Source organism: Bacillota bacterium, from assembly GCA_012837335.1.
GTDB lineage: Bacteria > Bacillota > Limnochordia > Darwinibacteriales > DTU012 > DTU012.
Map to the genome: position 1 here is coordinate 1 of DURM01000035.1, position 25204 is coordinate 25204.

Below are 25204 nucleotides of genomic sequence, written 5' to 3' on the forward strand. Positions count from 1 at the left end.
GACTATGAACCTGAAACCTACGGCTGGTGGGAGAAATCCCGCACTCGTTTGCTTCGAAAAACCCCCACTCTAGAAATTGCAGATGAGTTTGGTATTACATCTGTTCCCCACAAAACTCGACATTATAGAAGAACTTGACAATTGAGGTTACTAAATCATAAAATAACCTCATAAGGAGGGGAGCAAATGAGATCTGTTAACAGTATCTTAGATTTAGTTGGGCAGACGCCACTAGTCAAACTCAACCGCATTGTCCCGGAGGATTCGGCTGAAGTCTGGGTCAAACTGGAATCATTCAATCCTGCCGGCAGTGTTAAGGACAGAATTGCCCTGAGCATGATTAGAGCAGCTGAGCAGGAAGGTAAACTTCAGCCCGGCGGTTTAATAGTAGAACCGACCAGCGGGAATACAGGTATCGGACTGGCTATGGTCTGTGCCGCCCTTGGTTATCGTTTGATCTTATGTATGCCCGAAACAATGTCTGAAGAACGCCGTAAACTGCTTAAAGCATACGGAGCTGAGTTGGTGCTGACACCAGGCAGCGAAGGGATGAAAGGCGCCATCCGGAAAGCTGAAGAAATTGCGGCTGATAATCCAGGTGCTATTATCCCGCAGCAGTTTGAGAATCTGGCCAATCCAAAAATTCATCGGGAAACTACAGCCCGAGAAATTTTAGAGCAGACAGGTGGTAATTTAGATGCGTTTGTATCCGGTATCGGAACAGGTGGAACCATAACCGGTGTCGGTGAGGTTGTAAAAGCAAAGCTCCCACATGTAAAGATAGTGGCAGTGGAACCGGAAGGTTCGCCGGTATTATCAGGCGGAAGCTCTGGGCCGCACCGCATTCAAGGCATAGGTGCTGGATTTGTGCCTAAAGTTTTAAATACGGAAATATATGATCAAATCATCTTAGTTAAAAATGAGGATGCATTTGCAGCAGCAGGACAGCTGGCCAAAAAGGAGGGTATTCTCGCGGGAATATCGTCTGGAGCAGCACTTCATGCAGGGCTGCAGATCGCGCAGGAACTTGGAGCCGGTAAAAAAGTGGTGGTAGTTTTACCTGATACCGGTGAGAGATACTTAAGTATTCCGGATATGTTTGCTTAAGAAGAGGGACCTGGTTCCCTCTTTTTTTAAATATTTACAGCAGATACTATCGTTGAAAAGGTTGTGAACACATGGAGCTCATCTTAGCCTCAAAATCACCCCGAAGAATTCAGCTGCTGCAGCAGTTTGGCCTTGAGTTTCGAATTCACGCTGCAGATGTCCCAGAGATGGGTGCCGAGACCCCGGAGCAGACAGCACTTGGCAATGCTTTGGCAAAAGCTCAAGCGGTCTATGAGCTGTTTCCCGGTAGTTTGATCATCGGGGCTGATACCATTGTTGTAATCGGACAGGAAATTTTAGGAAAGCCTAGTGATCGGGATGATGCTGTCAGGATGCTGCGCTTACTATCTGGAAAGAAACATCGGGTAATTACCGGAGTAGCCCTCTTATCGGCTGTCAAACAGCGAACTATCTATGTATCTACAGATGTTTACTTTCGCCATCTAGAGGATTACGAAATCCGTACTTATATCAATTCGGGCGAACCATTTGATAAAGCAGGTTCATATGCCATTCAAGGAATTGGCGGTGCCTTTGTCGAAAGTATATCGGGGTGCTATTATAATGTCGTGGGAATGCCTATTCCCCGTCTTCTGCTTGAACTCCGCGAGTTTGGGATTGACGTTTTCACCCAAGAGGGAGGAGAACAGGGAGGAAGATTGTGACGTACCGTATTTTAATCAAAGATCTACCTGAGCATGAGCGTCCCCGGGAAAGGTTACTGCAGTATGGCTCCGAATACCTGTCCAACCGAGAACTGTTGGCTATTCTGCTTCAGACAGGTACCAAAAACCAATCGGTATTTTCGTTAGCAGATCAACTTATCTCACATTTTGGCTCTTTAAAAGAGCTTGCGTGCGCTACTTTCGAAGAAATGTCAGCTATTAAAGGGATTGGACCGGCAAAAGCTGCCCGCATTTTAGCTGCATTTGAGCTTGCTAAGCGTTTGAGCAACAGCAGCTTAGAAGTGCGGGAAGTAATCTGCAGTCCCCAGGATGCGGCGGATATCGTTATGGATGAAATGAGTCTGCTGGATCGGGAGCATTTTGTAATCATAATGCTGAACACTAAACATGCCGTGATTGCAAAAAAGGTAGTCTCGATCGGGCACCTCAACGCATCGCTTGTGCATCCGCGTGAGCTGTTTAAAGACGTTATTAAAAGGAGCAGTGCTGCTATTATTCTAGTGCACAATCACCCCAGTGGTGATCCAACGCCCAGTGAGGACGACATCAGGGTTACACACAGATTGTGTGAAGCAGGAAGATTATTAGGAATTTCAGTCCTGGATCATATAATTGTCGGAGACAAACGCTATGTTAGTTTTCGCGAACAAGGATTAATCTAAGTACAATAGGGACAAGCCGAAAGGGGATTTAAACATGTTTGGTCGCTTGGGAAAGGATATAGGAATCGATTTAGGAACAGCAAATACACTGGTATATGTACGCGGTCGGGGCATTGTCATCAATGAACCGTCGGTTGTGGCACGCGATCAAGAAACCAAAGAAATACTGGCCGTGGGCAATAAGGCTAAAGAAATGGTGGGCCGCACGCCTGGTAATATAATTGCGATCAGACCCCTGCGGGATGGGGTCATCGCCGATTTCGATACAACAGAGCGGATGCTGAGAGATTTCTTGATTAAAGCCAATCGGAGGATGGGTTGGGTGCGTCCGCGCGTAATTATTTCGGTTCCGTCCGGTGTTACCGAAGTAGAAAAACGGGCGGTCATCGATGCTGCTATTTCGGCAGGAGCCAAAGACGCCCGCGTCATTGAGGAACCCATGGCTGCCGCCATCGGTGTCGGTCTGCCGGTGCAGGAACCTACAGGCAATATGATTGTCGATATCGGTGGAGGCACCACCGAAGTGGCTGTGATCTCCCTTGGGGGAATTGTGGCCCACCGTTCCATCAGGATCGGCGGTGACGAAATGGATGATTCAATTATTCAGCATATCCGCCGCCATTATAATCTGTTAATCGGTGAGCGGACAGCCGAAACAATCAAAAAGACAATTGGTTCAGCTTGTCCCCAAGAAGAAGAAAAATCTATTGAGGTTCGCGGAAGGGATTTAGTTACAGGTCTGCCCAAAACCGTAACCATTACCTCGGAAGAAATTCGCGATGCTTTGGCTGAGCCAGTTGCTTCAATAGTAGAAGGTGTCAAGGTCACGCTAGAACAGACACCTCCCGAACTGGCAGCTGATATTATGGACCGCGGAATCATGATGGCAGGCGGTGGAGCGCTGCTTTCAGGATTGGATCAGCTGATCATGAATGAAACTGGCATACCGGTTCATGTTAACGAAGAACCTCTGACAGCAGTTGTCATGGGTACTGGTTTAGCTTTAGAGCATTATGATCTGCTGCAGCGGATAATGGTGGGACCGAAACGGTAAATGATGAGATCAATTAGAGTAAGGGGTGAGGTGGAGTGTCCCAATGGTTCAACCGCACTAAGCTGATTGTAATCCTATTAGTGGTCATTATCATTGCCGGGAGCATCCACTTCACCTCCAGTTCCCGTTCACAGGTTACGGTCTTTGAGCAGGCTGTGCGTGATGTTCTCGCGCCGATTCAAAAGCTGTTCATGCGGATTTCACGCTCGGTTAATTCATTGCTGACATCGATCGGTCAAATTGGCAGTCTCCAGGAGGAAAACGCCGCGCTCAAGGCCCAGGTATTGGAGCTCGAGCAGCAGTTGTATCAAATGGCAGAATACAAGCGGGAAAACGAGTGGCTGCGGGAAGCGCTGGAGTTTAAAAAGCAGGAAGCATATCAAATGCAGATCTGCGAAGTAATCGGTCGGTCACCGACTAACTTGTTTAGTTCAATTACGATTAATCGAGGACGCAACCACGAGGTTACCCAAGGAATGCCTGTTATGTCCGGCAACGGTGTGGTTGGGACTGTTCAGAGTGTCACCGCCACTACGGCTGCGGTTATTTTAGCTACCGATCCCCGCAGTGCCATCGGCGGTATGGTTCAGGATACGGGTGATCTGGTTCTAATCGAAGGAGATCCCGATTATTCAGGCATGCTGTTGGCTAAGCCTTTATCCAAGGATGTTGAGCTGGAACAGGGGGATATTCTGGTAACATCCGGACTGTCCCAATACTTCCCAAAAGGCATGCCGATTGGTGAAGTGGTGGAGATTATTCCCAGCCGGTATCAGCTGTCCTTTACAGCTTATGTTCGGCCTTTTGTGGATTTCAGCCGACTGGAATATGTGTTTGTGCTTTCAAGTGATGCTGAGTAGGTGCAGAATATGGCTGTGGTGATTTATAGTTTGATTGTTATTTTAGCCTTAGTGATTCAGACAACCATTTTTACCTCGTGGTCACTGTTTGTGGTGGTACCAGATCTGATTTTGGTATTGGTTGTCTTATTTAGTTTGATTAACGGTCCAAGTTTTGGAGCCAAATTCGGCTTTGCTGCCGGACTTGGCTTAGATCTTTTGGTTGGTGAGCTGATTGGTCTTAATGCCCTGACTAAAATGATTGTAGGCACAGTGGTCGGTCTATTGGCACTGCGTTTTTTTAAAGAAAACTATGTTATTCCCCTTTTAAGCGTTATCGCTGCCACGGCCGCTGATCAGCTCTTTTATGCGTTGGGAATGGCAGTTTTTGGTGTTGCTGTTCCACTGAGACTTTTAATAGAGCAGATCCTGCTGCCGCTAGTGCTTTATAATGGTGTGCTCAGTCTGCTGCTGTATGTGCGTTTATACTATTTCAACAAAAAGATTATTTATTGGGATGAGGTCTTTAGACGTGCGGGGTGAGATTAAAAACCTAGATGATAAGAAACTGGAACAACGCCTGCGGTCATTTTGGGCTGTTGTCATCATAATTCTTCTAATTATCGGCGGGCGTTTATGGGAACTCCAGATTCGCAAGGGGGATCACTATGCCAGTTTGGCCGAGGGCAACCGTATGCGCCGCATCCGCGTAATGCCCACAAGAGGCGTTATTTACGATCGCAACGGCAGTGAAATTGTCCGCAGCCGGCCTGCATTTACTGTCGCCCTAGTCCCCGGTGGTATCCCGCAAAATGCTGAAGGTGTGCTGGAGTATTTAAGCGAAATCCTCGATCTAACCAGCGAAGAGCTGGAAGAAGCCATCGCCAAAGGCAGGCGCAACCTTTATGAGCCGGTGAGAATAATGCGCGATGTGGATTTAAGCACCGTAGTGGCGATCGAAGAAAATCGCATGCGGCTGCCCGGAGTTTTTATTGAAGAGGAATGGGTGCGTGATTATCGCTATCCCTATTTTGCCAGCCATTTAATCGGTTACTTAGGCATTATCAGCGAAGAAGAATTGAAGCAGTACGGACCCGGATACGGCAGTTCGGATTTAGTTGGCAAAACCGGATTGGAAGCCCTTTATGAGCAGGAGCTTAGGGGTGAGTCCGGTTCAGTTACAGTCGAGGTAAATGCTTTAAGCCGCCCCATGCAGACAGTCAGTTATGTGGATCCAATTCCCGGAAGCAGTATTGTGCTTACACTTGATAAAGACCTTCAGACAACGGCTCAGGAGGCTTTTATCGCTCATACCGACACACTCCGCAACCCCGGCGATCCGCCATTTAAAGGGGCAGTTGTAGCGCTCAATCCCAAGACCGGTGAAATTCTGGCTATGGTCAGTGAACCCACATATGATCCAGCCCGTTTGCTGGATGCCAGAGAGCGGAGCAGCTACTACGCCAGCCTGGTCAGCAATAAGGACCTGCCGCTGTTTAATCGCGCTGTCCAAGGGCAGTATGGCCCTGGGTCTGTGTTCAAACCTTTTATTGCAGTTGCGATGCTGGAAGAAAAGGTTGTCACAGCTGACCAAGTTTTTAATGCTACTGGGGTCAGCGAGTATGGGGTGCGGGATTGGATTGTAGCTCAGGGTGGAGCCCCCTTTGGCAGGATTACCCTTAAGGAAGCCTTAGCAATGTCCAGCAACCACTATTTTGCTGAATTTGGCAAACAAGTTGGAATTGACCGCCTGTCAATCTGGCTCCGGAATTTTGGATTTGGATCCCCAACCAACGTGGTAGGGATCGCCCAGGAAGCGGCGGGCTTAGTGCCGGATCGGGAGTGGAAGCGGCAGCGGTTTGCCAGCTATCCCATTTATGATCAAGCTTGGTACCCAACGGATACTGAACAGATCTCGATTGGACAGGGCTTCGTGACAGTTACTCCACTGCAGCTGGCTGTAGCTTACAGTGCTATTGCTAACCGGGGTGTGATCTACCATCCTACACTGGTTAAGCGGATAATTGACCCGAACGGAGAAACCATTTTCGAGCATTCTCCCATAGTTAAGGAAACGGTTAATGCGTCGAAAGCTACTTGGGAAGCAGTAATTGAGGGGATGGAGGCAGTTATAACTTATTCCCGGGGCACTGCCCGGAGAGTGTTCGAGGATTTCCCGCTGAGCATAGCAGGGAAAACCGGAAGTTATGAAATTCCAGGTCAGGAAGCGCACGGCCTGTTCGCAGCCTTTGCCCCAGCAGATGATCCAGAGCTGGTTGTGGTAGTTATTGTTGAGCATGGAACCGGCGGCGCGTCCGGCGCGGCACCGATTGCACGCATGGTCTTTGACGCTTATTTTGGGTTCAATAAGCAGGAATCAACTGAGTGAAGGCGAATGTAAAAATATGGTAATGAAAGTTTGAGGAGAGACCCATAATGAGCAAGGAAGCTTGCATTATTAAAGGTACTAAACATGGATTATCGATTTCCATCCCCAGTGGAATGGATTTTGGCGAAGTTCTAACACAACTGAGAACGCGGCTCGCTTCAGCTCAAGAGTTTTTTGCAGGTGCAGCGGTGCATCTTTCCGCCGCTGATCGAGAACTGAATTCGGAAGAAAAACGCCAACTGGAAAAAACGGTAGAGGAATTTGGAATGGTGATTACAGAACCACAGGCAGCTGATACGGCAGCTCCTGCCGTTGAGAGCAGTAAAGAGGAAGAAAGCCAAGAAGATACTCTGCTGCTTCGCCGCACGATTCGTTCTGGACAAAAAGTGCGGTTTGATGGTAATGTAGTGGTTTTAGGTGATGTTAATCCCGGAGCTGAAATAGTCTGCAGCGGCGATATTTTGGTGCTGGGCAGTTTGCGCGGTGTAGCCCACGCAGGCTGTACCGGTAATGTCAACGCATCGGTGTTTGCGTTCAGATTAGAGCCAACCCAGCTGAGAATTGCTAATTACATTTCTCGTTCCCCTGATGAGAAGCTGCCTAAACCGCTTGGTCCGGAACTAGCACGTGTTTATGATAATATGATTCAAATTACTGCGTATGAGAGCTGAAGGTAATTAGGGGAGGTGCTCTAATGGGAAAAGCCATAGTAATTACAAGTGGTAAAGGTGGAGTAGGTAAGACAACTACTGCTGCAAATATTGGAACAGGATTAGCCCAGATTGGCAGAAAAGTGTGTTTGCTGGATGCGGATATTGGACTCCGCAATCTGGATGTTGTGATGGGATTAGAAAACCGCATTGTTTATGATTTGATCGACGTGGTTGAAGGAAACTGCCGCGACGTTCGCACAGCTCTGATTAAGGATAAGCGGTTTGATAATTTATTTTTACTGCCGGCTGCCCAAACTCGCGAGAAGGATGCGGTCAATCCAGAGCAGATGGAAAAATTAGTTGCCGAATTAAAACAGAAATTTGATTATGTGCTGGTGGACTGCCCCGCCGGAATAGAACAGGGATTTAAGAATGCTGTAGCCGGAGCTGATATGGCAATCATTGTAACTACTCCTGAGGTTTCGGCTGTGCGGGATGCAGATCGAATTATAGGTCTGTTGGAAGCGCGGAAACTGTACGAACCGCAGCTGATTGTCAACCGCATCCGTCCGGATATGATCCGCCGAGGCGATATGATGACAACTGATGATATGATTGATATCTTAGCCATCAAGCTGCTGGGAATTGTGCCTGATGATGAGAGCATAATTGTGTCGACCAATAAAGGTGAACCGGCAGTTCTGGATAAGAAGTCCATGTCAGGTCAGGCTTTTCGCAATATAGTTAGGAGAATCGAAGGCGCATCAGTTCCATTTTTGAACTTAGAAGAGGAAAATGTGGTAAAGCGACTAATGCGCTTAATCGGTATTGGAGGCAAAAGCTAAGGAGGGTCAGCCGTGTTGGAATGGTTAGCAAAGCTGTTTGGTACTACCGAAAGTAGTAAGGATCGAGCGAAGGAACGGTTGCGTCTCGTATTGGTGCATGATCGAGCTATACTCTCCCCGGGATTGTTGGAAGCCTTAAAGGAAGATATGATCGCAGTTCTATCCAAATATATGGAAATAGATGAAGAATCATTAGAAGTGAATTTAGACAGCAGCGATGAATCGGTAGCGCTGGTTGCAAATATTCCGGTGCGAAGTGTAAAGCGCAAAGTGTAGAACCTTTTCCGTCAGGAAGAGGTTTTTTGTTATGAAACACTCCTTTGGCTAATATACTTTACTAAAAGCCGAGGGAGGTGAGAGCAGTGGCAGTTCGCCTGCCCAACAGTTTTTATGCGGCGATTATTATCTTTATCCTGATTGGTCTGCTGTACGAAATCAACCTGCCCATCAGTGTGGAGCTGACGCGCTACCTCGAATTTGTCTTAACAACCGATTTCGATATGCAGTTTATCACCAAACCGTTTGAAAAGCTGCAGCATCGATTTGCAGATTTTGAAATAGCAGCTCTGTTTCAAAGTCTGCCTAGAGCCGCAGTGGGATGGTGAGTGTATGCGTATCGGCCGCTTTTTAGGGATTGTAATCACGGTCAATCCCTTTTTTTTGCTTTTACTTCCTGCTGCGGCAGCAGTAGGTAAGCTCATTCCTACTCTGGTTCTATTTGCGGTGGTTCTCTGGCATGAGACAGCGCATGTTCTGGCAGCATTGTGCTATGGTCTGAGGGTAGAGGAGATAGAGCTGCTGCCTTTTGGCGGAACTGCCCGCGTGGAGGATCTGATGCAGCTCGATCCGGAGATAGAAGCTGTTGTTGCAGCTGTCGGTCCAATCAGCAATCTAGTGCTGATCGGGATTATTGGTATTCTGCATGCTTATTATCCTTGTGATCAAGGGTGGATTGAATTTCTGACCAAGGCTAATCTCAGTATGGCTGCGCTAAATCTTTTGCCGGCTCTGCCTCTTGATGGAGGACGCATTCTGCGCAGCTATTTAGCGAGAGGCTTCGGGTTGAAAAAAGCAACGGAAAAAGCAGCCCTAATTGGGCAGCTCACAGCGGTGGTTTTTGTCTTTTGCGGCTTAGGCGGATTGTATTATTACCGAAGCCTTAACTCCGCTCTTTTGATTGTCATCGGCTTTTTTATTTTTACAGCTGCTCGTAAAGAGAAGCAAGCTTCTATTTATGTGTTTATGCGCTATCTGATCCACAAACAGAGAGAGCTGCGGCTGAATGGTGTGATGATGACCAAACATTTAGTTGCTAGCAGTGACACTGTCGTGGGAGAAGTTATAGACCACTTGGCGCCATCCTGCTTTCACATTGTCTGGATTATCAGTCCAAACGCGGAATTGATCGGGGTAGTGACAGAGACTGAACTGATCAACAGCTTGCTTGAAGAAGGAATTCATGGTAAACTTAGTAAATTGGTAAACATAAAATTTAAAACTTGATGGATAAGAGATGGATTTAATAGATGAAAGGGTGGAGTTAGTGGACGAAAGGTTACTGCGGATTCTGCCGGAGGTATCTAAGCCGGCTCGCTATACTGGTGGTGAGTTAAATGCCTGCCGCAAAGATTGGGATCAAGTATCGGTAAAAATGGCGCTGGCATTTCCCGATGTCTATGAGATCGGTATGGGTAATCTCGGCTATAAGATTTTGTACCATATCATTAATGAAAGAGAGGATGCTCTGGCAGAAAGAGCTTTTATGCCATGGGTAGATATGCAGGAGCGGATGCTGGAAGAAAATCTTCCTTTAACTGCGCTGGAGTCAGGCACTCCCCTTGCTAGTTTTGATATCGTCGGCTTTACGCTCCAGTATGAGCTGAGCTACTCAAACATCATTAAGATGCTTGACTTAGCCGGAATTCCCCGTTGGACGAAGGAGCGCAGTGAAACTGATCCTGTGGTTATTGCAGGAGGGCCCTGCGCTTATAACCCGGAGCCGCTGGCAGATTTCTTTGACTGCATTGCTTTGGGAGATGGGGAAGAAGTAATCAATGAACTGTTGGATATAATTAAGATTAGTAAAGCAGAAAAGTGGTCCCGTTCTAAGACACTGCTGAAACTTGCGCAAATCCCGGGAGTTTACGTCCCCAGTCTGTATGAAGTAGAGTACACCGACGCAGGAGAAGTAAAATCTGTCCGTCGGCTGCATGATCAAATTCCCGCTAGAATTCAAAAGCGGATTGTGGCCGACTTAGATCAGGTTCCGTTTCCTGATAAAATTGTGGTGCCCTATCTGCAGACAGTGCACGATCGCGTGATCGTGGAGGTAATGCGGGGCTGTACTCGCGGCTGTCGATTCTGCCAGGCGGGGATGGTATACCGTCCGGTCAGGGAACGCAGCGTTGAAACAATCAAGCGTCAGGCAGAGCTGCTCTTGGACAGCACCGGTTATGAGCAGGTATCTTTATCGTCGCTTTCGACCGGCGATTACAGCTGTGTGCAGGAGCTGGTGACTGATTTAGTCCAGGACTGCGGAGCTCGAGGGGTATCTGTTGCTCTGCCATCGCTCAGGGTTGACTCGTTCTCTGTTAAGCTGGCGGAGGAAATCCAGAAATTTAAGAAAACCGGATTGACTTTTGCTCCGGAGGCAGGGACGCAGAGACTTCGCGACGTAATTAACAAAAACGTTAAAGAATCGGATTTGTACGAAGCGGTAGAAGGAGCCTTTTCCGCCGGCTGGTTCCAGATCAAACTATATTTTATGATTGGACTCCCTACTGAAACCTATGAAGACCTGGATGGGATCGCTGCGCTGGCCAAAAATGTGCTGGAAATAGGCCGCAGGACTCTTCCCAAAGGCAGCAAAAAGCCTACTGTCACAGTCAGCGTTTCATCATTTGTGCCGAAACCCTGCACTCCATTTCAGTGGGAAGCCTTTAATAGTCAGGACGTGCTCCTGGAGAAGCAGGCTTATCTGCGCAGGCAGCTGCGGCATCCGGGCATCAAATTCCAGGCTCATGATGTGAAGACAAGCTTTTTAGAAGCAGTCTTCTCCCGCGGGGACCGCCGACTTGGACAAGTTTTGGCTAAAGCTGTTGATTTGGGCTGCCAGTTTGATGGCTGGACCGAGCATTTTAAATATGACGCTTGGATGCAGGCTTTGGCCGAGCTCGGTCTTGACAGCGAATTTTACGCTTATCGGGAAAGAGGAGCAGATGAAGTTTTTCCATGGGAGCATTTGGACAGCGGGGTCAGCCGCCGCTTCCTGTGGCATGAGCGGCAGAAAGCATATCAGGCACTTACAACCGATGACTGCCGTTTTACAAACTGCACAGGCTGCAGTGTTTGTCAAGAATTGGGTGTAGAGAATCGGCTGCAGGGTGGTGACAGCAGTGGCAGATAGCATTCGTTTGCGTTTTAGTGTTGGCGAAACTGGTAGATTTATTTCCCATTTGGATGTGCTCCGCTTGATGGAGCGCTCGGTGAGGAGAGCAGCGCTGCCTATTGAATACTCGGAGGGATTTAATCCGATCCCTAAAATGTCGTTTGCTTCAGCGCTGCCGGTTGGGGTTACCAGCAACTGTGAATATGTTGATCTGAAAATGAGTGCAGATGTTGATGGCTGTGAAGCGACAGCTGCTTTAAACTCGGTATTGCCCCAGGGCTTTCGGATTCTTGATGCGGTAAATGTGCCGGACCGCTCTGAGGCTTTGATGTCAATTGTTAATACTGCGCAGTATGAAGTCAGGATTCGAGAATCGGTACAGGGAATAGAGGAAAAAATCAATGGTGTGCTGGCTCATAAGGAGCTGTTAATAACAGTAGAGAGAAAACGAAAAACCCAGGTAAAGGATATAAGAGACTTGATTGACGCGCTGACTTATGATCCGGAATCAAACACAGTTTATCTGCAGTGCGCCAGTGGTCTAAAAAACAACCTGCGCCCCATGGATATACTGCCGTTTTTAGGACTGTCGCTTGGTGATGTGCTCATCCACCGGACAGCGCTGCTGGTCAAAACCGCGTCGGGAGATCTGCTGACGCCATTTGACGTTATAAAGGGGTAAAGAATAAAATGCTCAGAAAGGTTGTTATTTCATCTTTTTTAAACTATGTATTGGTAGGTATTGTCGAGGGCGGGAGATTGGCGGAGTTCTTTCAGGAAAAGGATGAAACCAGCCGCACCATTGGTAATATCTACAAAGGCCGGATCGAGAATGTTCTGCCGGGAATGGCAGCAGCTTTTGTTGATTTGGGCCTGGAACGCAATGGATTTCTCTATGTCGCTGATCTCAAAGCGGGCGCAAAAGGTCGTCCCATCAATGAGTTGATCAGAAAGGGGCAGGAGATAATCGTCCAGGTAACTAAGGAACCGGAGGGAAACAAAGGCGCTCGTGTGGTTAACCGAGTTTCTCTGCCCGGGCGTTTCTTGGTGCTGATGCCTTTTGAAGATAATCTCGGCGTTTCTCGTCAGGTCACCGATCCGGAAGAACGTGCCCGCCTGCGTGAGCTTGGAGCAGAGTTGAAACTGCCGGGTTATGGACTCATTCTGCGCACAGCCGCCGCCGGCCATTCCTATGAGGAACTGGCTCTGGACCGAGACGAACTTCTGGAGCTGTGGGAAGATATTTTAGAGCAGAGCAGGCATCGTTCAGCTCCAGCTCTGCTTTACCATGACCATGATCTGGTATATCGAATCATGCGGGATGTGGTTACCGGTGATACAGAGAAAATAATTGTAGATCAGCCCTGGATTTATGAGCGGATTATCAATATTAGAGATAAACTGCGGATATCTCCAACAACTGAGATTGAGCTGTATCAGGGTGAGGTAGCTCTCTTTGATCAGCTGGGGTTGACTCGGGATTTAGAAAAAGCCACTCAAAAGCAGGTGTGGTTAAACAGCGGCGGATACTTGGTTATTGATCAGACGGAAGCGCTGGTCAGCATCGATGTTAATACCGGCAAATATACCGGTACCAAAAATTTAGCAGAAACGGTGCTCAGGACCAACAAAGAAGCAGCGCAGGAAATTGCCAAGCAGCTGCGGCTCCGCAATATTGGCGGTATTATCATTATTGATTTTATCGATATGAAAAATGAGGCCGATCGCCAGCAGGTTTTAGAAACATTAACGAACGCACTGGCTCAGGATAAGACCAAAAGCCGTGTCTTGGGCTTCACTCAGCTGGGTTTAGTGGAAATGACGAGAAAAAAGGTCAAAACACGCCTAAGCCATATTTTAGAAACTCCCTGCTCTCAGTGCGGCGGCAGCGGCAGAGTCTGGTCTCGCGACACAATTGCCATCAGTACCGCCCAGAATATTTATTCGCTGGCTCGGGAGCCAGACGTAAAAGTTATCGAAGTGGTCTGCCATCCATCGGTGGCAGGTCTGCTGATTGGCCATAATAAGGAGAACCTCCAGATGATGCGCAGGCAAACCGGCAAGCAGATAAAAATCAGCGGCTGCGAGCAGTTTGAACTTGATCATGCGGAAATCAGCTGTAAACGTTGACAAGTATCTGTGCGAGTGATAAAATGATCTGCGTAGGTTTCTCTTTTGTAAAACCGCTCAGAACAGGCTTTTCAAAACACATGCGTGTGCCTGAAACTGGCGAGTCCGAACAAGGAGGTGTAGAGCTAATGTACGCTGTAGTTGAAACTGGTGGTAAACAGTACCGCGTTGCTGAAGGTGACACTATCTTAGTTGAAAAGCTCAATGTTCCCGTTGGTGAACAGGTAGTTTTAGATAGGGTTCTTTTAGTAGGTGGAAACGGTGGTGTCAAGGTAGGTACTCCGACTGTAGCTGATGCAAAAGTCATTGCTAAAGTTGCGGATCAGGGTAAAGGCAAAAAAGTCATTGTCTTTAAGTACAAAGCCAAGAAAAACTACCGTAAAAAGACCGGCCACCGCCAACCTTTTACAAAGTTAGTTGTTGAAAAGATTGAGGCTTAATGACGAAAATCCGGTTGTTTTTTAATGGTAATGATATCATTGGGTTTTCTGCTGAGGGCCATACCGGCTTTGCTGATCGCGGCGAAGACATTGTCTGCGCAGCAATTTCGGTACTAACCCAAACAGCGGTCATCGGACTGCAGCAGGAGCTGGGTCTAAAAGTTGACGTCGAGATCAAGGACGGTCTGCTTCAGTGCAGACTCCCGGTGCAGGTAGATGACAGACTGTGGCAGCAGAGCCAAGTTATTTTAAGAGTAATGTACGCTGGTTTGAGAGCGATTCTCCAGGAGTATGGAAAACAGTACCTGGATATCGAGGAGGTGGAACAATGCGGATGAATCTGCAGTTATTTGCATCTAAAAAGGGTGTAGGTAGTACTAAAAACGGACGCGATTCGGCAGCTAAGCGCTTAGGTGTGAAAAGATTCGATGGTCAATTCGTTACTGCCGGAAGTATCTTAGTGCGCCAGCGGGGTACCAAGGTTAAACCTGGTCTTAATGTTGGGATCGGTAAGGATGATACCCTCTTCGCTAAGGCTGATGGTTATGTTGCTTTCCAACGCCATGGTAAGTACAGCAAACAGGTTAGCGTTTTGAGTGAAAGGGAAGCAGTATTAGCTTAATCGGAATATCAAACCCTTTTGTACTTAGGTGCAAGAGGGTTTTTTATATGGCAGTTGGCTAGTGATTAATTTTTCAGGGTAAGATATGATGGTAGTAGGAAAGTGAGGGTTGCAGGTGTTTATTGATCGAGCGCGGATCTATGTTAAAGCCGGAGACGGCGGCGATGGAATGGTAGCATTTCGCAGAGAAAAGTATGTCCCGGCCGGAGGACCGGCCGGAGGAGATGGCGGTAGGGGCGGCAGTGTGATCATAGCGGCTGACCCCAACCTCAACACGCTGATTGACTTTCGCTACAAAAAGCATTACAAAGCCCCCAATGGCGAGCACGGCAAAAGTAAGAACCAGTACGGCAGAGATGGAGAGGATCTCGTTATCAATGTACCTCTCGGTACAGTAATCTATCATGGAGAAACGAATGAACTGATTGCCGATCTCACCCATCCGGGGCAAAAAGTGATAGTGGCAGAAGGTGGGCGGGGCGGCAGAGGAAATACTCATTTTACTACACCTACCCGGCAGGCTCCTGGATTTGCGGAGAGGGGTGAAAAACGACCCGGATTTTGGATAGATTTAGAGTTGAAATTAATAGCTGACGCGGCTTTAGTTGGATACCCAAATGCGGGCAAGTCAACCCTGATCTCTGTAGTATCTGCGGCTAAACCGAAAATCGCTGACTACCCCTTTACAACTCTGGTGCCTAATTTGGGAGTTGTATCGATTGCAGAGGGCGAGTCATTCGTAGTTGCTGACATACCCGGACTAATTGAAGGCGCGCATCAGGGCGTGGGTTTAGGTACTGACTTTTTGCGGCATATTGAGCGGACTCGGGTTATTATTCATGTTATTGATACAGCGGGAATTGAAGGACGGGATCCTGTCGAAGATTATTATAGAATCAATGAGGAGTTGGCTCTGTATAACCCAAGGTTGGCGTCCCTGCCTCAGCTGGTCGCGGCAAATAAAATGGATCTGCCCGGTGCAGAAGAAAATTTAGAAAGGCTGCGCGGAGTAGTTGAGCAGGATAATCGTCCTGTGTTTCCAATTTCAGCTGCTACAGGAGAGGGAACAGCTGAGCTGATGGCTGAAACAGGCAAGCTGATTCGCGCTTTAAGGCAGCAGGAGCCGCGGGAAGAAGCGGTGGAAGATATAGTGATTTACCGTCCTAAAACTGAACCTCGCGGCAGGGTGGAGGACTTTACGATTCGCCGCGAAAACGAGGATTATGTGGTTGAAGGAGCCGGACTCAGGCGGCTGCTGGAACGCTTGGATCTGGATAATGAAGAAACACTTGAGTATCTGCAGCGGCTCTTTGACAAAATTGGCTTGTACCAGAAACTTCGGGAAATGGGTATTGCCGATGGAGCTACTGTGAGAGTAGAAGAGATGGAGTTTCAATATCAGGAGTAGGTGGTGGGAAGGTGTTAACTAGCAAAGAACGGGCGCGGCTGCGCGCTCAGGCTAATGAGCTGGAGCCGATTTTCCAAATCGGAAAAGGCGGCTTAACTGATGAGATTATCAATCAGCTTGATCAGGCGTTAACTGCTCGGGAGCTGATTAAGGTGAGAATATTAAAAAATTCGCTTGAGGACCCTCGGGAAGCTGCCGAGGCAATCAGCTCTGCAACTAACTCAGAAGTGGTGCAGGTGATCGGCAGGAATTTCGTTCTGTATCGAGAAAATGAAGACAGTAATGAATGATGAAAGGTGGTTCTTATGGCCGAAGTTTTTAAAGATGTTTCAAAAATAAAATATGAAGGGCCAGATTCGAATAATCCCCTTGCGTTTAAGCACTATAACCCTGCTGAAATAATCGGTGACAAAACGATGGAAGACCATCTGCGCTTTTCTGTCGCTTATTGGCATACTTTCACAGCCAAAGGTGTAGATCCATTTGGCGCAGCAACCATGATTCGCCCTTGGGATCAAGCCGGTGATCCTCTTACCCGGGCAAAAGAGCAGATGATTGCAGCGTTTGAGTTTATGAGCAAATTGGGAGTACCGTACTTCTGCTTCCACGATCGGGACATTGCACCGGAAGGATCTTCACTGCGTGAGTCCAATAAATATCTTGATGAGATCGTTGATCTAGCCAAGCAGCTGATGAATGAAACAGGAATCAAGCTGTTATGGGGTACAGCTAACTTATTCGGACATCCCCGCTATGTGCATGGAGCAGCCACTTCCTGCAACGCGGATGTATTTGCCTACGCCGCAGCTCAAGTTAAGAAAGCTTTAGAAGTTACCAAAGAGCTGGGCGGCGAGAACTATGTGTTTTGGGGCGGGCGGGAAGGCTATGAAACACTGCTCAACACTAACATGAAGCTGGAACTGGATAACTTGGCCCGTTTCTTACATATGGCGGTGGACTATGCTGAGGAGATTGGCTTCACCGGTCAGTTCTTAATTGAACCGAAACCAAAAGAGCCGACCAAGCATCAATATGACTTTGATGCTGCTTCTGTCCACGCATTCCTGCAGAAGTATGATTTGGACAAGCACTTTAAGCTTAATATTGAAGCTAACCACGCCACATTAGCTGGACATACATTCCAGCATGAGCTGCACTATGCCCGCATTAATGGTCTGCTCGGCAGTATCGATGCCAACCAGGGAGACATGCTGCTTGGTTGGGATACAGATCAGATGCCTACCGATCTGTACACTACTACACTGACTATGTATGAAGTGCTGAAGAATGGCGGATTGGCTCCCGGCGGCCTGAATTTTGATGCGAAAGTACGCAGAGGCTCCTTCGAACTCAATGACCTGTTCTACGGTCACATTGCTGGTATGGATGCATTTGCATATGGCTTGAAGGTAGCTTACAAACTGCTCCAGTCCGGAGAGCTGGAAAACTTTATCGAAGAGCGCTACTCCAGCTACAGCGCAGGCATTGGCAAGCAGATCGTTGACGGAAAAGCTGACTTCAAGACTCTGGAAGCCTATGCTCTGGATCTTCCTGAAGTTACCAACCGGTCCGGACGCCAAGAAGTGCTTGAAACCATTATCAACCGCTTTTTGATCCGCGGATAAACAACTAGAGTAAACAGGAAGTAGAAGAGTAATCTAGAATAAATAAAAAAAGAGGTATCCGCACCCACCAAGCACAGTTTTGGTGGGTACGGATTATATAGAACGGAGTTAGGAATGAGCAAGCAAGTAAGACCTCTCAGAATTGCGATTATGGGCGGTACTTTTGATCCTGTTCACTACGGGCACTTAGTTACCGCTGAAGCTGTTCGTGGCGAATTTGCCATCGATCATGTTCTGTTTGTACCGTCGGGGGTTCCGCCCCATAAAGACCCGGGTCAAGTGAGTGATGCTGAGCATCGGTATTTGATGACAGTATTTGCAACTTTGACCAATCCATACTTTGAGGTTTCCCGAGTTGATATTGATCGCGAAGGTCAAACCTATACCATTGATACACTGCGTGCTCTGCGTCGGCTGTATGGTGATGAAACCGAGCTGTTTTTTATCACGGGTGCTGACGCAATAGCAGAGATTATGAGTTGGAAAGATGCTGAAGAACTGCTGAAATTGTCGGAGTTTGTGGCTGCTACCCGTCCTGGATATCAGTTTGAGCCGGAACTCGAGGAGTGGTTTGCCTCTCAGGGCAAGCGTCTGCATACTCTGCAGGTGCCGGCGATGGCAATCTCATCCACAGATATCCGCAAACGGGTGCGGTCCCGCAAATCTATTCGCTATCTGGTACCAGAAACTGTGGAGTACTATATTCATAAAAACCACTTATATCTGGACGCCCACAGTAAATCCGGCGGCTGCGAATAGCTGTAACAGCAGAGTTAGGCGAAATGTGCTAGTTGCTGCTGAGCTCTAAGTAGCGCTAGCTTTTTTTGTCGGAGGAGGGTTGAATCGGTGATTAATCCTGATGAATTAGCACAAAAACAGCAGGAAATAGCTGAACGACGAGCAGAGAAGCAGCGGCAGAAGCGCAGAAGAACGATCGCTGCGGTTTTCCTGTGCCTAATTGGAGCCGCGCTGTTGTTTGTTTCAGCGTATGTCAGCTATCAGCGAGGACTTGATCGGAGGCAGCTTCCTTTACAAAGTCCACAATCAACCGCGGTATCCCTGGAGCCCCAGGAATATCGGCGCACTCATATTTTATTTCTTGGGACTGATGATAAAAGAGACAGTGCCTCTAGAACTGATACGATTTTACTGATAGCAGCCGATCCCAATACCGGATATGCCGGGATTATTTCCATCCCAAGGGATACGCGGGTTTATATTCCAGAACGGGATCGCTGGGATCGGATCAATGCAGTTCATGCCTATGGTGGTCCGGAACTGACTGTGAAGACTGTGGAAGATTTTCTGGGAGTAGCTATTGATTACTATATTGAAACAGACTTCGCGGGGTTTAGCCGGATTGTTGATACCCTCGGAGGGGTTGAGATTGATGTGGAAACGGATATGTTTTATGTTGATACAGCCGGAGACCTTTATATTGACATCAAGGCCGGCAGGCAAGTTCTCGACGGAGAAACTGCCTTAGAATACGTCCGTTTCCGTGATCGGCTGGGTGATGTTGCGCTGGTGAATCCTCACTACGAGGTATATGATGGTCGAGTGGAGCGGCAGCGCAAGTTTATCATGGCAGTAATTGATGAAATTCTGCAGCCGAGTACTATACTCAAAATCCCTCGATTATTAGGACAGGTATGGGATGCGGTGGAAACAAATATGCCGTGGACTACAGCCCTGAAGTTTGCTTTGGCAGCTAACCGCTTTACAACCGATCGAATTGAAACAGCAATTTTGCCGGGCACATCGGATCAGCTCAATGGTGCATGGTATTGGCTTGCCGATGAGGAACGGATGACCCAGGTAGTGGATTGGATTGTTTATGGAAAGCCGATGCCCTTAACCGCAGAGGTTCTTAACGGCGCGGGAATCCAAGGTATTGCTGCAAGAGCTTCCGAATTTCTCCGGGAGCAGAAGCTGGCGGATGTGAAAAGTGTTGGCAATGCCGAACATTTTAATTATCCGGTTTCAGAGATTATTGTCAGCTCGCAGAAGGTTGCAGATCGCGCGGCCGAGCTTGCCGAGCTGATTCAAGCAGAAATAATGATTGATCCTTATCGAGAACAGCAGGTAGATATAACGATCATTATCGGGAAAAATTTTAATATCTAACGGGAGGCGATTCCTTGAGCAAATTGTCGGGAAAGGATATTGCAGTAGCAGCAGCTCGTGCAATGGATGATAAAAAAGCCGAAAATATTCAGATCTTAAAAATGAGCGGTGTGATGGTTGAAACAGACTATTTTGTAATCTGCAGTTGCACTTCGTTCCCGCAGATGCAGGCTGTCGCTCAATCGGTCCTTGATGAGATGGAAAAACTGAATGTTCCCCTCAAGCAGCAGGAAGGACGCAGTAATAACAACTGGATGCTATTGGATTATGGTGATATGGTAGTCCATATTTTCATGGAGGCTGAGCGGGAATACTATAATCTTGAAAAGCTCTGGGCTGATGCAGAAAGGATTCCATTTAGTGATCATGAATAATGCGGATTCGGCTTACACTCACTTAGCTCAGTACTATGACCGGCTCATGGATGTTGATTACGAGGAGTGGGCGGAGTATCTGCGGCAGATATGGGAAAAGTTGGGGTGCAAACCGAAACAGATCTTGGAACTAGCCTGCGGCACAGGTGGAGTAACTATACCTCTTGCCCAGATGGGCTATGAGATTACTGCAGTGGATATCTCCGCAGAAATGGTTGCAGCAGCGCGGGCTAAAGCTGAGAAACACAGCGCTGATATAAACTTTATTGTCAATTCCATGCATAATCTAGACCTGGGGCAGCAGTTTGACTTAACTATCTGCTGCTGTGATTCGGTGAACTATTTAACGACCGATGCTGAGCTGGATGGTTTTATCAAGCAGGCTTATGCCCATACTAAGCCGGGCGGACTGCTGCTGTTTGATTTGAATTCCGAGCTTAAGCTGCGAGAAATCTATGGCAACCAGTCTTACGCAGAGCTTGATGAGGACTTTGGTTTTTTCTGGGATAACTACTTCGACGAGCAGACCGAAATCTGCACCATGGATCTGACTTTTTTTATAAAAGTAAAAGATGGATTGTACCGCAGAGTAAGGGAAGTCCACCGCGAAAAATTATGGTATCCCCAAGTTATCTTTGAGCGACTGCAGAATCAAGGATGGGAAATTGTCGGTTATTTTCAGTTCTTGACTTTCGCAGAACCGGAGGGAGAAGCTGAGCGCTGGCAGTTTGCCGCAAGAAAGCCAATAAATTAATAGACACGACGCTAGGTTTAACCTAGCGTCTTTTTACGGGCAGACATCTTAAGAGCAGCACCCACAACCGCGTTTTCTCCGCCCACTCTGGGAAAAATACTGGGCAGCTTTAGCGGCGGAAGTGCCTATGGACAGCTGTTTGTTGATGGGGGATAAGACTTTTTGGGTGTAAGGCTGTGTTCCACTCATTTGGCGCTGCATTTGGGCTGCTGCCTGCTGCAGCCACCGCTTGTTGATCCGTTTATTAGACAATGAAATATCACCTCCGTGATACCTTTCTATACAATATGTATCATCGGATTGGGCGGTGAGGGTTATCAAAAAAAATAAGGGGGCTGCGGATTATCCACAGCCCCTAAATATTACGGACGGAAGTTGTTGTTTAGAGCGTTAGCCTGATTAGCAAGAGCTTGTTCTGCTGAAGCAATCATTTTGCGGACCATATGTCCTCCGACCGCTCCGCATTCTCTTGATGAGATATTGCCCCAATAACCTGTTTTATACTCTGGGTTAATATTAAGTTCTTGAGCTACTTCGTATTTAAATTGATTTAAAGCATTGTAAGCTTGGGGTACGAGTTTTCGCTTTGATGAGCTGGATCCTTGTGCCATTTAAACACCTCTTTTAGTAATTGATGTATTGTTTGTGGTTATATATTGCCCGCAGATCGAGTTTTATATCAGTGATTGTATTGGAAAAACCGGAAAAAACTTGGAGATAATTAAATCAGCCGATTTTGATGCAGGAAAACAGTGGTTTCTGTGGAAAGATATAACGAACGTTGTAAGTAATAGATTGTGAAAGCATTCTCTAGTACAAGTTCAAATAATATTTAATTAATGAAAGGATGAGCAGCTTGGTTAGGACCTTTCCTTTAGGCGGAGGCCATATTCCCCATCGCAAAAATGCGACTGAACATAAACCGATCATGACCCTGCCGGCTCCTAAACGAGTGGTAATTCCACTCAGCCAGCATATCGGAGCGCCGTGCAGACCAATCGTTCAGGTGGGAGATACTGTCAAGCTTGGCCAGAAAATTGGCGAAGCGGAGCAGTACATTTCTGCCCCGATTCATGCTAGTGTTTCCGGTAAAGTTGTTGAGATAGGCGAGATGGAGCTTTTTGACGGCTCTAAATCAAACTGTATTGTTATAGAAAACGATGGCCTCGATCAAACTGAACCTGAGTTGAAAAGAGACTACACCGGCCTGACTCCAAAGCAGTTGGTGGAGATTATCAGGGAAGCCGGAATTGTAGGTATGGGTGGAGCAGGATTCCCCACGCACGTCAAGGTTTCACCCCCGAAACCTATTGATACTGTTTTAATAAATGGAGCCGAATGCGAGCCGTATTTAACCTGTGATCACCGTTTGATGCTTGAGGAAGCAAAGAAACTGCTTGATGGCCTTAAGATCATGATGCAGGCTGTCGGCGCTGACCGGGGTATTATCGGAGTTGAGGTTAATAAAAAGGATGCTCTTAATCATCTCGAAAAGCTCTGTGCCGATCAACCGAATCTCAGTGTGGTGGGTCTGAAGGTGAAGTATCCGCAGGGCGCAGAGAAACAGTTAATTAAGGCCGCTCTTGGCAGAGAAGTGCCTTCAGGCTGTCTGCCGGCTGAGGTAGGCTGCATTGTAAGCAATGTGCACACAGTAATTGCTGTGGCAGAAGCAGTTATCTCCGGCATCAGTTCTTACCAGAGGGTGATTACTGTGGCTGGAGGAGCGATTTATGACCCCCGCAATTTGTTAGTGAGAATTGGCACACCGCTGCGGGAGGTCATTGAATTTTGTGGTGGCTTAGGTGTCGCAGAAGTTATTGTAGCTGGCGGACCTATGACCGGTAAACTTGTTAAGAGCTTAGATGGTCCGGTTGTGAAGAACTTGTCGGGTGTGCTCGCTCTAATTAAAGACGAAGTAGCGGAGGAGCTGAATCGTCCCTGCATCCGCTGTGCTCGCTGCGTTGATCACTGCCCGGCAGGTCTGCAGCCTAATTTCCTGGCGGAATGGAGCTGCAATGGCATGCTTGAACAAGCAGAAAAGAACCACATTATGGACTGTATCGAATGTGGACTTTGTTCATTTGTCTGCCCATCACAGCGGGGACTGTCCCGGTTTATTCAAGAAGGTAAAAAAGCAATTAGAACAAAAGTGTCAGCGGTGTAATGGAGGTGAGTCGCATGAACACGAATGGGCATTATTATGCGCCGGTGGTGCGCACCCAGGTTACTATTGAGAGAATTATGTTTGATGTTGCTGCGGCACTTATCCCCAGCTGGATTGCGGGAATTATATTTTTCGGTTTTCCGGCTCTATGGATAGTCCTATTGAGTACTGCCGCCGCAGTGCTTACAGAAGCGCTGATTATGCGCTATCCGTTAAATCTCGGCGGGATTATTGCTGATGGAAGTGCATTGGTAACTGGAATGCTGGTTGGATTAATTCTGCCGCCTACTGTTCCCTGGTGGATTCCTATTGTTGGTTCTATATTTGCAATTACTATCGGTAAACTTGTTTTTGGCGGCTTGGGCAGCAATATCTTTAACCCAGCCTTGGTAGGGCGGGCAGTTCTGCTGCTGGCTTTTACAGCTCCAATGGTCAAGTTTGTCAGTCCATTTGATGCTGTCACAGAGGCGACACCTCTGCTGACAATGCGCGCTTTTGATTGGAAGTTGATTTGGGGTAATGTGAGCGGCAGTATCGGTGAAACTTCGGCGATCGCAATTCTGATCGGGGCAGCTTATCTGCTTTATCGCAGGCATATTGACTGGCGGATCCCGGTTGGGTACGCAGCAACAGCGTTTGCCGCAGCCTGGCTGTTGGGACTTGATCCGTGGTTTGCTGTTACCGCAGGTGGGCTGCTGTTTGCTGCGGTTTTTATGGCCACTGATATGGTTACGTCACCGGTAAACCCGATGGGACGTCTTCTGTTTGGATGCGGATGCGGCTTCTTGACTATCTTTTTGCGGGAGTTTACTTCGTTTCCAGAAGGCGTGACATTTGCAGTTTTAACAATGAACGCTGTTGTTCCCCTGTTGGATAAACTGACAGTACCTGTTATCTTTGGTGCTAGTAAAACCAGGGACCAGCGGTTCCGCACAACTGTATCCGCAGCAGTTATTATCTGCTTGGCATGGGGTGCGCTGGTGCTTATTGACCGGATTGCTCCAGAAAGAGTTCCTGTAACGGCTGAAGGTGTTTATCTGCCTCTTGAGGAAACACTGGGCACAGCTGAATATCAAACAGCTTTAATTAATGATAAAGTCTATTACTTTACAGGCAGTGAAGATGAGCCTGAAAAAGTGGCTTTAGTTGGCGCAGAGCAGGGATATCATGGACCGATTTACTTTTATTTAGTTATCGACGGCAGTGGCGAGATTGAGTATCTTCAAATCCTCAGCCACAGTGATGATCCAGGTCTCGGCACTTTGATAACTCGTTCAGCATTCTTAGATCAGTTTATTGGTCAGAATTCTGATCAGCTGACTTTAGGTGTGGACATTCAGGGTGTGACAGGGGCAACAATCTCTTCCCGCGCTGTGGTTAGAGGTGTGAGCGCTGAATTAAAGCGGTTTAGAGATAATTTCTATGGTCCTGAAGCTGCTGAAGACGCTGCATACTTAGATGGTGTTTATCTAGCTGAGGGCAGTGGCTTCGGCGGTCCGCTCCAAGTTGAGGTTGAGATAACCGATGGCAAGATTGCTGATGTTGCAATTTTGGAGCATAAAGAAACACCAGGTATATCGGACGAGGCACTTAAGTTAGTTCCCCTGCGGATTGTTGAGGCCAACAGTCCGGATGTGGAAGCAGTGACTGGTGCTACCGTTTCTTCAGAAGCGGTTATGGCTGCAGTAAAACAGGCTTTAGCACAGGCTGAGGTGAGCAGTGATTCGCTAGACGAACCTGCTGACGAACTTGCAGGCGGTGTACCTGACGGAGTTTACCGTGGTTCAGGTGCGGGCTTTAATGGTGAAATTTTAGTAGATGTGACTGTAAGCGGCGGCAAAGTTACCGCAATCGATGTAGTAGAGCATTCGGATACTGGCTTCATTGCTGAGCCAACCTTTGCAGAGCTGATTCCTCAGATTGTTGAGAGTCAGAGC

29 protein-coding genes are annotated in these 25204 nt (G+C 47.6%); 27 read left to right on the plus strand and 2 right to left on the minus strand.

All coding sequences use genetic code 11. The features are described 5' to 3' along the window. The first annotated feature begins 186 nt into the window (after positions 1–186). The 25 genes from cysK (at position 187) to GX019_05185 (ending at position 21103) form a co-directional block, all read left to right on the plus strand. Positions 187–1107, plus strand: coding sequence for a cysteine synthase A (gene cysK / locus GX019_05065; protein HHT36530.1), 921 nt, complete (start codon positions 187–189; stop codon positions 1105–1107). Positions 1108–1178: 71 nt separating this feature from the next. Then, positions 1179–1772: a septum formation protein Maf gene (gene maf / locus GX019_05070; GenBank protein HHT36531.1), complete on the plus strand. Its 594-nt coding sequence runs from the start codon at positions 1179–1181 to the stop codon at positions 1770–1772. 8 nt (positions 1773–1780) lie between these two features. Next, the gene (gene radC / locus GX019_05075) at positions 1781–2455 is read left to right on the plus strand and encodes a DNA repair protein RadC (protein ID HHT36532.1); all 675 of its coding nucleotides are present in this window, start codon (positions 1781–1783) and stop codon (positions 2453–2455) included. Between the two features lie 34 nt (positions 2456–2489). Then, entirely contained in the window at positions 2490–3509 is a 1020-nt protein-coding gene (locus GX019_05080) for a rod shape-determining protein (protein ID HHT36533.1), read from the plus strand. Positions 3510–3544: 35 nt separating this feature from the next. Next, entirely contained in the window at positions 3545–4369 is an 825-nt protein-coding gene (gene mreC, locus GX019_05085; protein ID HHT36534.1) for a rod shape-determining protein MreC, read from the plus strand. Between the two features lie 9 nt (positions 4370–4378). Beyond that, positions 4379–4891, plus strand: coding sequence for a rod shape-determining protein MreD (mreD, locus tag GX019_05090; GenBank protein ID HHT36535.1), 513 nt, complete (start codon positions 4379–4381; stop codon positions 4889–4891). Further along, entirely contained in the window at positions 4881–6737 is a 1857-nt protein-coding gene (gene mrdA, locus GX019_05095; protein HHT36536.1) for a penicillin-binding protein 2, read from the plus strand. Before mreD ends, mrdA begins: the two co-directional genes overlap by 11 nt. Before the next feature lie 47 nt (positions 6738–6784). Beyond that, positions 6785–7408, plus strand: a complete 624-nt coding sequence (gene minC, locus GX019_05100) for a septum site-determining protein MinC (protein ID HHT36537.1) — start codon at positions 6785–6787, stop codon at positions 7406–7408. Positions 7409–7431: 23 nt separating this feature from the next. Continuing rightward, positions 7432–8235, plus strand: coding sequence for a septum site-determining protein MinD (gene minD / locus GX019_05105; GenBank protein HHT36538.1), 804 nt, complete (start codon positions 7432–7434; stop codon positions 8233–8235). Positions 8236–8247: 12 nt separating this feature from the next. Continuing rightward, positions 8248–8511 carry a cell division topological specificity factor MinE gene (gene minE, locus GX019_05110; GenBank protein HHT36539.1) on the plus strand — a complete coding sequence of 88 codons (264 nt, stop codon included), beginning with the start codon at positions 8248–8250 and terminating at the stop codon, positions 8509–8511. 86 nt (positions 8512–8597) lie between these two features. Next, positions 8598–8840: a hypothetical protein gene (locus tag GX019_05115; protein ID HHT36540.1), complete on the plus strand. Its 243-nt coding sequence runs from the start codon at positions 8598–8600 to the stop codon at positions 8838–8840. 4 nt (positions 8841–8844) lie between these two features. Then, positions 8845–9738 (plus strand): peptidase M50, encoded by an 894-nt coding sequence (locus GX019_05120; protein HHT36541.1) that lies wholly within the window; start codon positions 8845–8847, stop codon positions 9736–9738. Positions 9739–9748: 10 nt separating this feature from the next. Beyond that, positions 9749–11641: a TIGR03960 family B12-binding radical SAM protein gene (locus GX019_05125; protein HHT36542.1), complete on the plus strand. Its 1893-nt coding sequence runs from the start codon at positions 9749–9751 to the stop codon at positions 11639–11641. Next, complete coding sequence (locus tag GX019_05130; GenBank protein HHT36543.1) at positions 11631–12305, plus strand: DUF2344 domain-containing protein; 675 nt, start codon at positions 11631–11633, stop codon at positions 12303–12305. The genes GX019_05125 and GX019_05130 overlap by 11 nt, the downstream gene beginning before the upstream one ends. An 8-nt stretch (positions 12306–12313) precedes the next feature. Next, positions 12314–13753 carry an Rne/Rng family ribonuclease gene (locus GX019_05135; protein ID HHT36544.1) on the plus strand — a complete coding sequence of 480 codons (1440 nt, stop codon included), beginning with the start codon at positions 12314–12316 and terminating at the stop codon, positions 13751–13753. A gap of 128 nt (positions 13754–13881) precedes the next feature. Then, a complete protein-coding gene (gene rplU / locus GX019_05140; protein HHT36545.1) occupies positions 13882–14193 on the plus strand; it encodes a 50S ribosomal protein L21 in 312 nt (103 codons plus the stop codon). Beyond that, positions 14193–14531, plus strand: coding sequence for a ribosomal-processing cysteine protease Prp (locus tag GX019_05145; GenBank protein HHT36546.1), 339 nt, complete (start codon positions 14193–14195; stop codon positions 14529–14531). Before rplU ends, GX019_05145 begins: the two co-directional genes overlap by 1 nt. Beyond that, positions 14528–14815: a 50S ribosomal protein L27 gene (rpmA, locus tag GX019_05150; protein HHT36547.1), complete on the plus strand. Its 288-nt coding sequence runs from the start codon at positions 14528–14530 to the stop codon at positions 14813–14815. The genes GX019_05145 and rpmA overlap by 4 nt, the downstream gene beginning before the upstream one ends. A gap of 115 nt (positions 14816–14930) precedes the next feature. Then, positions 14931–16223 (plus strand): GTPase ObgE, encoded by a 1293-nt coding sequence (obgE, locus tag GX019_05155; GenBank protein HHT36548.1) that lies wholly within the window; start codon positions 14931–14933, stop codon positions 16221–16223. A gap of 11 nt (positions 16224–16234) precedes the next feature. Further along, positions 16235–16513: a ribosome assembly RNA-binding protein YhbY gene (gene yhbY / locus GX019_05160; GenBank protein ID HHT36549.1), complete on the plus strand. Its 279-nt coding sequence runs from the start codon at positions 16235–16237 to the stop codon at positions 16511–16513. 15 nt (positions 16514–16528) lie between these two features. Then, on the plus strand, positions 16529–17848 hold the full coding sequence (gene xylA, locus GX019_05165; protein HHT36550.1) for a xylose isomerase: 1320 nt from the start codon (positions 16529–16531) through the stop codon (positions 17846–17848). Between the two features lie 114 nt (positions 17849–17962). Beyond that, positions 17963–18607 carry a nicotinate-nucleotide adenylyltransferase gene (locus GX019_05170; GenBank protein ID HHT36551.1) on the plus strand — a complete coding sequence of 215 codons (645 nt, stop codon included), beginning with the start codon at positions 17963–17965 and terminating at the stop codon, positions 18605–18607. A gap of 87 nt (positions 18608–18694) precedes the next feature. After that, on the plus strand, positions 18695–19975 hold the full coding sequence (locus GX019_05175; protein HHT36552.1) for an LCP family protein: 1281 nt from the start codon (positions 18695–18697) through the stop codon (positions 19973–19975). 62 nt (positions 19976–20037) lie between these two features. After that, positions 20038–20349, plus strand: coding sequence for a ribosome silencing factor (rsfS, locus tag GX019_05180; protein HHT36553.1), 312 nt, complete (start codon positions 20038–20040; stop codon positions 20347–20349). After that, positions 20315–21103, plus strand: coding sequence for a class I SAM-dependent methyltransferase (locus tag GX019_05185; GenBank protein HHT36554.1), 789 nt, complete (start codon positions 20315–20317; stop codon positions 21101–21103). Before rsfS ends, GX019_05185 begins: the two co-directional genes overlap by 35 nt. A 48-nt stretch (positions 21104–21151) precedes the next feature. Here GX019_05185 and GX019_05190 read toward each other — a convergent pair whose 3' ends face one another. Both GX019_05190 and GX019_05195 read right to left on the minus strand, forming a co-directional pair. Beyond that, on the minus strand, positions 21152–21355 hold the full coding sequence (locus tag GX019_05190) for a hypothetical protein (protein ID HHT36555.1): 204 nt from the start codon (positions 21353–21355) through the stop codon (positions 21152–21154). 110 nt (positions 21356–21465) lie between these two features. Next, positions 21466–21714, minus strand: coding sequence for an alpha/beta-type small acid-soluble spore protein (locus tag GX019_05195; GenBank protein HHT36556.1), 249 nt, complete (start codon positions 21712–21714; stop codon positions 21466–21468). A gap of 236 nt (positions 21715–21950) precedes the next feature. Here GX019_05195 and rsxC point away from each other — a divergent pair, with 236 nt between their 5' ends. Together rsxC and GX019_05205 are read left to right on the plus strand one after the other, a co-directional pair. Next, positions 21951–23267: an electron transport complex subunit RsxC gene (gene rsxC, locus GX019_05200; GenBank protein ID HHT36557.1), complete on the plus strand. Its 1317-nt coding sequence runs from the start codon at positions 21951–21953 to the stop codon at positions 23265–23267. Positions 23268–23281: 14 nt separating this feature from the next. Continuing rightward, on the plus strand, positions 23282–25204 hold a 1923-nt coding region (locus GX019_05205), incomplete at its 3' end, for an RnfABCDGE type electron transport complex subunit D (protein HHT36558.1).

What these genes read in the sequence shown, in the direction of transcription:
- cysK (HHT36530.1), top strand. Translation starts at nt 187, where the DNA reads ATGAGATCTGTTAACAGTATCTTAGATTTAGTTGGGCAGACGCCACTA.
- maf (HHT36531.1), top strand. Translation starts at nt 1,179, where the DNA reads ATGGAGCTCATCTTAGCCTCAAAATCACCCCGAAGAATTCAGCTGCTG.
- GX019_05080 (HHT36533.1), top strand. Translation starts at nt 2,490, where the DNA reads ATGTTTGGTCGCTTGGGAAAGGATATAGGAATCGATTTAGGAACAGCA.
- mreD (HHT36535.1), top strand. Translation starts at nt 4,379, where the DNA reads ATGGCTGTGGTGATTTATAGTTTGATTGTTATTTTAGCCTTAGTGATT.
- minC (HHT36537.1), top strand. Translation starts at nt 6,785, where the DNA reads ATGAGCAAGGAAGCTTGCATTATTAAAGGTACTAAACATGGATTATCG.
- minD (HHT36538.1), top strand. Translation starts at nt 7,432, where the DNA reads ATGGGAAAAGCCATAGTAATTACAAGTGGTAAAGGTGGAGTAGGTAAG.
- GX019_05120 (HHT36541.1), top strand. Translation starts at nt 8,845, where the DNA reads ATGCGTATCGGCCGCTTTTTAGGGATTGTAATCACGGTCAATCCCTTT.
- GX019_05125 (HHT36542.1), top strand. Translation starts at nt 9,749, where the DNA reads ATGGATTTAATAGATGAAAGGGTGGAGTTAGTGGACGAAAGGTTACTG.
- GX019_05135 (HHT36544.1), top strand. Translation starts at nt 12,314, where the DNA reads ATGCTCAGAAAGGTTGTTATTTCATCTTTTTTAAACTATGTATTGGTA.
- rplU (HHT36545.1), top strand. Translation starts at nt 13,882, where the DNA reads ATGTACGCTGTAGTTGAAACTGGTGGTAAACAGTACCGCGTTGCTGAA.
- GX019_05145 (HHT36546.1), top strand. Translation starts at nt 14,193, where the DNA reads ATGACGAAAATCCGGTTGTTTTTTAATGGTAATGATATCATTGGGTTT.
- rpmA (HHT36547.1), top strand. Translation starts at nt 14,528, where the DNA reads ATGAATCTGCAGTTATTTGCATCTAAAAAGGGTGTAGGTAGTACTAAA.
- xylA (HHT36550.1), top strand. Translation starts at nt 16,529, where the DNA reads ATGGCCGAAGTTTTTAAAGATGTTTCAAAAATAAAATATGAAGGGCCA.
- GX019_05170 (HHT36551.1), top strand. Translation starts at nt 17,963, where the DNA reads ATGAGCAAGCAAGTAAGACCTCTCAGAATTGCGATTATGGGCGGTACT.
- rsfS (HHT36553.1), top strand. Translation starts at nt 20,038, where the DNA reads ATGGATGATAAAAAAGCCGAAAATATTCAGATCTTAAAAATGAGCGGT.
- GX019_05185 (HHT36554.1), top strand. Translation starts at nt 20,315, where the DNA reads ATGCAGAAAGGATTCCATTTAGTGATCATGAATAATGCGGATTCGGCT.
- GX019_05195 (HHT36556.1), bottom strand. Translation starts at nt 21,714, where the DNA reads ATGGCACAAGGATCCAGCTCATCAAAGCGAAAACTCGTACCCCAAGCT.
- rsxC (HHT36557.1), top strand. Translation starts at nt 21,951, where the DNA reads ATGAGCAGCTTGGTTAGGACCTTTCCTTTAGGCGGAGGCCATATTCCC.